This window comes from Vibrio sp. V10_P2A27P122 (assembly GCF_963874335.1).
In the GTDB taxonomy this organism is placed as follows: Bacteria; Pseudomonadota; Gammaproteobacteria; order Enterobacterales; family Vibrionaceae; genus Vibrio; species Vibrio anguillarum.
Genome location: NZ_CAWNHY010000092.1, coordinates 1 through 6,312, shown reverse-complemented (window position 1 = coordinate 6,312; position 6,312 = coordinate 1). Strand labels below are relative to the sequence as shown.

Genomic DNA, 6,312 nt, shown 5'->3' with positions numbered 1-6,312 from the left:
TCATTATCCAACTTACTGTTTAGCATGAGTTACCTCACTATCCATTATGAAAAAACTGCATGATAATTTCTGTAATTTGTTCTTTATGACCCAGATCAAATTATGTAGAATGTGCGCCATATTACGGTGACGAAAACGTTTGCTTTTGGTCGTTGTGTGGTTTTTTTGAAACTTTCAGTAAAATCTGAGTCAGGAGATACAGATGCTTAAGCGTGATATGAACATCGCAGATTACGATGCGGACCTGTTCGCAGCTATTCAAGAAGAGACTCTTCGTCAGGAAGAACACATTGAACTTATCGCTTCGGAAAACTACACAAGTCCACGTGTAATGGAAGCGCAAGGTTCACAGCTCACCAATAAATACGCTGAAGGTTACCCAGGTAAACGCTATTACGGTGGTTGTGAGTTTGTCGATAAAGTAGAAACACTGGCGATTGAACGTGCGTGTGAACTGTTTGGCGCAGACTATGCGAACGTGCAGCCGCATTCTGGCTCACAAGCAAACAACGCGGTTTATATGGCGTTGCTTAACGCAGGTGATACCGTATTAGGAATGAGCTTGGCACACGGTGGTCATTTGACTCACGGTTCTCCTGTCAACTTTTCCGGTAAGCTGTACAACATCATTCCTTATGGCATTGATGCAAAAGGTCAAATTAACTACGAAGAGATGGAAGCATTAGCGGTTGAGCATCAGCCAAAAATGATCATCGGTGGCTTCTCTGCTTATTCACAAGTTTGCGACTGGAAAAGAATGCGTGAAATTGCTGATAAAGTGGGCGCTTACTTGTTCGTTGATATGGCGCATGTAGCTGGTTTGATTGCGGCGGGTGTTTACCCTAACCCTGTTCCTCATGCCCACGTAGTGACGACCACTACCCACAAAACATTGGCAGGTCCTCGTGGTGGCCTTATTCTTTCGAATGCAGGTGAAGACTTATATAAGAAGCTTAACTCAGCCGTATTCCCTGGTGGTCAAGGTGGTCCTTTAATGCACGTTATCGCAGGTAAAGCGGTCGCGTTCAAAGAAGCTCTAGAACCAGAGTTCAAAGAGTATCAAAAACGGGTAGTCGCCAATGCGAAAGCGATGGTGGCCGAGTTTTTGGCTCGTGGTTACAACATTGTTTCAGGTTCCACAGAAAATCACCTGTTCCTTGTCGATTTGATCGATAAAAATATTACAGGTAAAGATGCTGATGCGGCATTGGGTGCGGCTAACATTACAGTGAACAAAAACTCTGTGCCGAATGATCCGCGTAGCCCATTTGTGACTTCTGGCATCCGCGTGGGTTCTCCATCAATTACTCGCCGTGGTTTTACTGAAGCTGATGCGAAAGCACTAGCTGGATGGATGTGCGATATTTTGGACAACATGGGTGATGAATCTGTTATTCAAGCAACGAAGGCAAAAGTGTTAGAAATTTGTAAGCGTTTGCCTGTATACGCGTAGTTTTACGCACAATAAAAAAGCTCCTAATATTTAGGAGCTTTTTTATTTGGTCATTATTTATTTTATTGAGCACCAATAAGAAGAGTGGCCTCTCGCTGTTGAATGTGCTCTGCAGAACTATTTTGCAATGCTGAGCAATGTGCCTGACTTACATTGAAAAGAGTAATATTTAGTGCTCTCGTTAAATTTGCCTAAACCTTCACCATCACAATACTCAATATTAATATTGCGCATAGTATCAAGTGTCTTTTCGCTATTTAAGGCAAACTTAGAGCCGTCAGCGCAGACAATACGAACGCGGCCATCATCACTCACAGAGTAAATGTTGACTTCAGTATTACAAAGCTCAAAGGAGGCTTCACGATAGTTATCTTGCTGAGTATTAGACGCACAACCGGCCATTAAAGTGGCTGTAACAAGTGCTAATGTACTGATCGTTTTCATATTAATAAATCCCTAGCTTTGTTATCTATTTTCTATGCCGTTAGCCTATAGAACATAGAATCAATATTCAAGCTTCAATCATTAACTGAGCAGAGTCCCAAAAACCGATGAGTGAACATCGGCTTGATTGAACTTGTGCTGTGTGGTTATTTCACTTCTAGCCCTTTGGCTTGCATATCCGCATGATAGGAGGAACGTACGAACGGGCCACAGGCGGCGTGAGTAAATCCAAGCTCTAGTGCGATCTCTTTAAGTTCGTCAAATTCAGACGGTGGAACGTAGCGTTCAACTGGCAGGTGATGGCGACTCGGTGCTAAATATTGACCAAGAGTAAGCATTGTGACGTCGTGAGCTCGAAGATCTTTCAATACTTCCACTATCTCTTCTTTTGTTTCACCAAGCCCCATCATGATGCCTGATTTGGTAGGGATACTTGGATGTTGTTGCTTGAATTTCTTCAACAGTTCCAGTGACCATTTATAGTTTGCCCCAGGACGCGCCTTACGATATAGACGTGGTGCGGTTTCTAAGTTGTGGTTAAACACATCCGGTGGGTTATCTTTGAGTAGTTCAAGGGCGATATCCATTCGGCCACGAAAATCCGGTACTAACGTTTCGATACGGATCTCTGGGTTTAATGCTCGAATTTCACGGTTACAGTCGGCAAAATGTTGGGCACCACCATCACGTAGGTCATCACGGTCAACTGAGGTGATAACCACGTATTTCAACTTCATATCCTTAATGGTTTGCGCCAGTTTTTGTGGTTCGTTTGTCTCTGGGGCATTTGGCCGTCCATGAGCAACGTCACAAAATGGGCACCGTCTTGTGCAGATGGCGCCTAAAATCATAAAGGTGGCGGTTCCGTGGTTAAAGCATTCTGCTAGGTTAGGGCAAGACGCTTCTTCACACACCGAATGGAGATTATTTTTACGCATTGCCGATTTGATCTCTTGGATGCGTTGGCTATCACTCGGCAGCTTAATTTTCATCCACTCGGGCTTACGCAAAACTTCTTTTTGTTCGGCGGCTGGCATATTTTTTACAGGAATTAATGCCATTTTATCAGCGTCGCGGTATTTAACGCCTTTTTCCATTTGGATCGGTTTGCTCATGCTTTTTACCTTTGAAGAGGTGCTTCTGTGCTGAATTCTACTTGCTCGTAAGCCAATATGTTAACGAGTTCTATTATAAGTTGTTTTTCTACGGTTTGTAGTTCTGTCGGGCCGCCCAGTTCACTGACTTGGGCCATTTCTAAACCCTGATAGCCACAAGGGTTAATGCGTAGGAAAGGGGAGAGATCCATGTTGACGTTTAGCGCTAAACCATGAAACGAACAACCTTTACGGATCCGTAACCCAAGAGAGCAGATTTTTTTCCCTTTGACATAGACACCAGGGGCATCTGGTCTTGCGGCTGAGTCAATACGGTATGCTTGCAAGGTATTGATCACGATCTGTTCAATTTTGGTCACTAACTCTCTTACACCTATTTTTTTGCGGCGTAAATCGATCAAGAAATAAGCCACCAGTTGGCCTGGACCATGGTAGGTAACTTGGCCGCCTCGGTCACTTTGTACCACTGGAATATCGCCAGTATTGAGAAGATGCTCAGCTTTACCTGCTTGGCCTTGGGTAAAAACTGGTTGATGTTCGACAAGCCAAATCTGATCCGGTGTGCTTTCGGTTCTTGTATCGGTAAATTCATGCATAGCTTCCCATACAGGAAGGTATTCTTGGCGACCCAGACGTTTTACAACAAGCGAATTTAACATCAGCGTGACTCATCTACCGTATAAATAAAGTTTTTGGATTATAAACTTCTTCCAGCGAATGGACTACTAATGAGGACGATAAATTTGTCCTTAGTGTGATGGGGTATATGCTAGCTATATGATTTATATTAAAAAAGCAGCCTAAGCTGCTTTCAAAAAAAATTGAATAAATCAAAAAATGAGAGGCTAGGCATCTCAATCACGGTTTTTGGGCTACAGAACCATACGTACGATATCGATCTCGCCTAGCTCTTTGTACAGTATTTCAACTTGCTCGATAGAGGTGGCGGTAATGTTAATCGATAAGGAGTGATAAGTCCCTTTTGCACTGGGTTTAACTCGTGGGCTGTAATCACCTGGAGCGTGACGTTGGATAACTTCAAGAACCTTCTCTGGAAGTTCGGGCTTTGCGTGGCCCATCACCTTGTAGGTAAATGAACAAGGAAACTCGAGTAAGTCTTTGAGTTTTGCATCAGAGTTGATAGTCAGCATAATGGAAACTCCCGTTGATAATTCGATTAGCGGTGGCGAATACTACAGCGAATGTTGATGGAACTCAATAATCACAAAGCCGCGGTAAGGCGGCTTTGTTTTATCTTCTACAAGGGATATCAGAATAACCCTTTGAAAAGCAATATAATGTAGTCCCAAAGACGGCTAAATATGCTGCCTTCATCCACATTTTCTAATGCCAAAAGAGGGTATTCAGCCACGTCTTTGCCATCAAGCTGGTAGTAAAGCTTACCGACCACATCACCTTGGCTTATTGGCGCTCTGAGCTCTTTTTCAAGAACAAAGCTTGCGCTGAGATCTTTCGCTTGACCGCGAGGCAGTGTAACGTAAGTATCTTCATTGACACCAAGCGCCACTTTATCCTTGTCACCCATCCAGATTTTTTCTTCGACGAATGTTTCACCTGCTTTGTGTGGCGCAACGGTTTCGAAGAATCTAAAGCCATAGCTCAGAAGTTTTTTACTTTCTGATTTACGAGCATTTTCATCTTTGGTACCCATAACCACAGCAATGAGGCGCATTTTCCCTTCCGTTGCAGAGCTAACTAAACTGTACCCAGCATTACTCGTATGACCGGTTTTAATACCATCTACGTTCATACTTTTATCCCACAGCAAACCATTTCGGTTGTACTGGGTAATCCCGTTATAGGTATATTTCTGCTCTGAATAAATACGGTACTCGTTTGGTACATCACGAATCAACGCTTGACCTAGTAGCGCCATGTCATATGGAGTTGAATAGAGATTTGGGTTATCTAGACCGTGTACGTTAGCAAAGTGCGTATTGCTCATTTTTAGTGAACTTGCCCACGCATTCATTAGGTCAACAAAAGCGTCTTCTGAGCCAGCAATGTGTTCAGCCATCGCCACGCAAGCGTCATTACCAGACTGAATGATGATACCTTTGTTCAGTTCTTCTACGGTAACTGTAGTGCCGACTTCAATAAACATTTTAGACGAGTCAGGGAAGTTTTTAGCCCACGCATTTTTACTGACCACCACTTTATCTTGTGGAGAGATATTGCCACGTTTAAGTTCTTGGCCAATCACGTAGCTGGTCATCATTTTCGTCAAACTTGCAGGTGAAAGTTTGGTGTTCATCTCTTTTTCTGCCAGCACTTTACCTGAATGGTAGTCCATCAACACATAGCCTTTAGCGGCAATTTGAGGAGCATCAGGTATCACGATAGGCGCAGAAAATACTGAGCTAGTAAAGGTTGCAGAAAGCGCAATAGAAGACGCTAGAATCGGTTTTAAGAATGTGTGTTTTTTCATGAGGAATGCAAATTATCTTATTAACTGTCCATATCTTAACAGAAACGACCTATCAAACCAGAGCTTGAATCAAGATCACTGGATTTGATAAGTCACTGAGTGACGGGTTGCGCTTTGATGAAGGCGGTCTCGTAACCGAGTAATTTAACTTTTTCTAGCGTTTGTTGAGTCAGGGCATCGTCATTAAATGGCCCTAAAAATACGCGATGACTGCCATTCACACTGTCTACAAAGCTTTCAACCGTCAATGTTTGACTCAATTGTTCGGATAAAGTTCGTATTCTTTGCTCTGATTTTGCAGAGGCAACTTGGATGAGATATTGAACCTTCTTTTTCTGTGGTGACGTCGTGATGGGTTTATCGATGGTGATGACTTCGATAGCCACATTCGCAGTCCCGGTTTGAACTACACCTAATTTGTAAGCGGCAGCGTAACTTAAATCAATAATTCGTCCCTCATGAAAGGGACCGCGATCGTTTACCCGAACGATCGCGGTTTTTTTGTTATCTAAATTCGTTACTTTAACGTAGCTGGGTAACGGCAACGTTTTATGGGCGGCCGTCATCGAATACATGTCGTAGATTTCACCGTTGGATGTCAGATGTCCATGAAACTTTTTTCCATACCACGAGGCTTGGCCTTTCTCTGTAAATCCTTTGGCCTCTTTGACAATGGTGTAGTTTATGCCTCTCAAAGTGTAATTCTTGTTGCCGCCCAAACTATAGGGTTCGTATTGCGGATGTGCATCTTCAATATGCTCAACCGAGAGTGGCGTATTAGGGGCCACGTCGTCTGTTATTGAATAGCGGCTTGAAGAGCTACAACCGATGAGAAATAGACTCGTTAATAT

At 43.2% G+C, this 6,312-nt stretch carries 7 protein-coding genes; 1 reads left to right on the top strand and 6 read right to left on the bottom strand.

The window, feature by feature from the left end; all coding sequences use genetic code 11:
* Positions 1 to 202 precede the first annotated feature (202 nt).
* Positions 203 to 1,453 carry a serine hydroxymethyltransferase gene (gene glyA, locus AACQ17_RS05000; protein WP_013857345.1) on the top strand — a complete coding sequence of 417 codons (1,251 nt, stop codon included), beginning with the start codon at positions 203 to 205 and terminating at the stop codon, positions 1,451 to 1,453.
* Positions 1,454 to 1,570: 117 nt separating this feature from the next.
* On the opposite strand, the gene AACQ17_RS04995 is transcribed toward glyA, so the two are convergent.
* The 6 genes from AACQ17_RS04995 to AACQ17_RS04970 form a co-directional block, all read right to left on the bottom strand.
* Positions 1,571 to 1,897 carry a hypothetical protein gene (locus AACQ17_RS04995; protein WP_013857344.1) on the bottom strand — a complete coding sequence of 109 codons (327 nt, stop codon included), beginning with the start codon at positions 1,895 to 1,897 and terminating at the stop codon, positions 1,571 to 1,573.
* Positions 1,898 to 2,043: 146 nt separating this feature from the next.
* Positions 2,044 to 3,012 carry a lipoyl synthase gene (gene lipA / locus AACQ17_RS04990; protein ID WP_013857343.1) on the bottom strand — a complete coding sequence of 323 codons (969 nt, stop codon included), beginning with the start codon at positions 3,010 to 3,012 and terminating at the stop codon, positions 2,044 to 2,046.
* 5 nt (positions 3,013 to 3,017) lie between these two features.
* The gene (lipB, locus tag AACQ17_RS04985) at positions 3,018 to 3,671 is read right to left on the bottom strand and encodes a lipoyl(octanoyl) transferase LipB (RefSeq protein WP_094147009.1); all 654 of its coding nucleotides are present in this window, start codon (positions 3,669 to 3,671) and stop codon (positions 3,018 to 3,020) included.
* 213 nt (positions 3,672 to 3,884) lie between these two features.
* Positions 3,885 to 4,163, bottom strand: coding sequence for a DUF493 family protein YbeD (ybeD, locus tag AACQ17_RS04980; RefSeq protein ID WP_010317329.1), 279 nt, complete (start codon positions 4,161 to 4,163; stop codon positions 3,885 to 3,887).
* A 119-nt stretch (positions 4,164 to 4,282) separates the two neighbouring features.
* On the bottom strand, positions 4,283 to 5,461 hold the full coding sequence (locus AACQ17_RS04975; protein ID WP_013857340.1) for a serine hydrolase: 1,179 nt from the start codon (positions 5,459 to 5,461) through the stop codon (positions 4,283 to 4,285).
* 92 nt (positions 5,462 to 5,553) lie between these two features.
* Positions 5,554 to 6,312 (bottom strand): septal ring lytic transglycosylase RlpA family protein (locus AACQ17_RS04970; protein ID WP_240507716.1); only part of this gene is annotated, 759 nt, incomplete at its 5' end.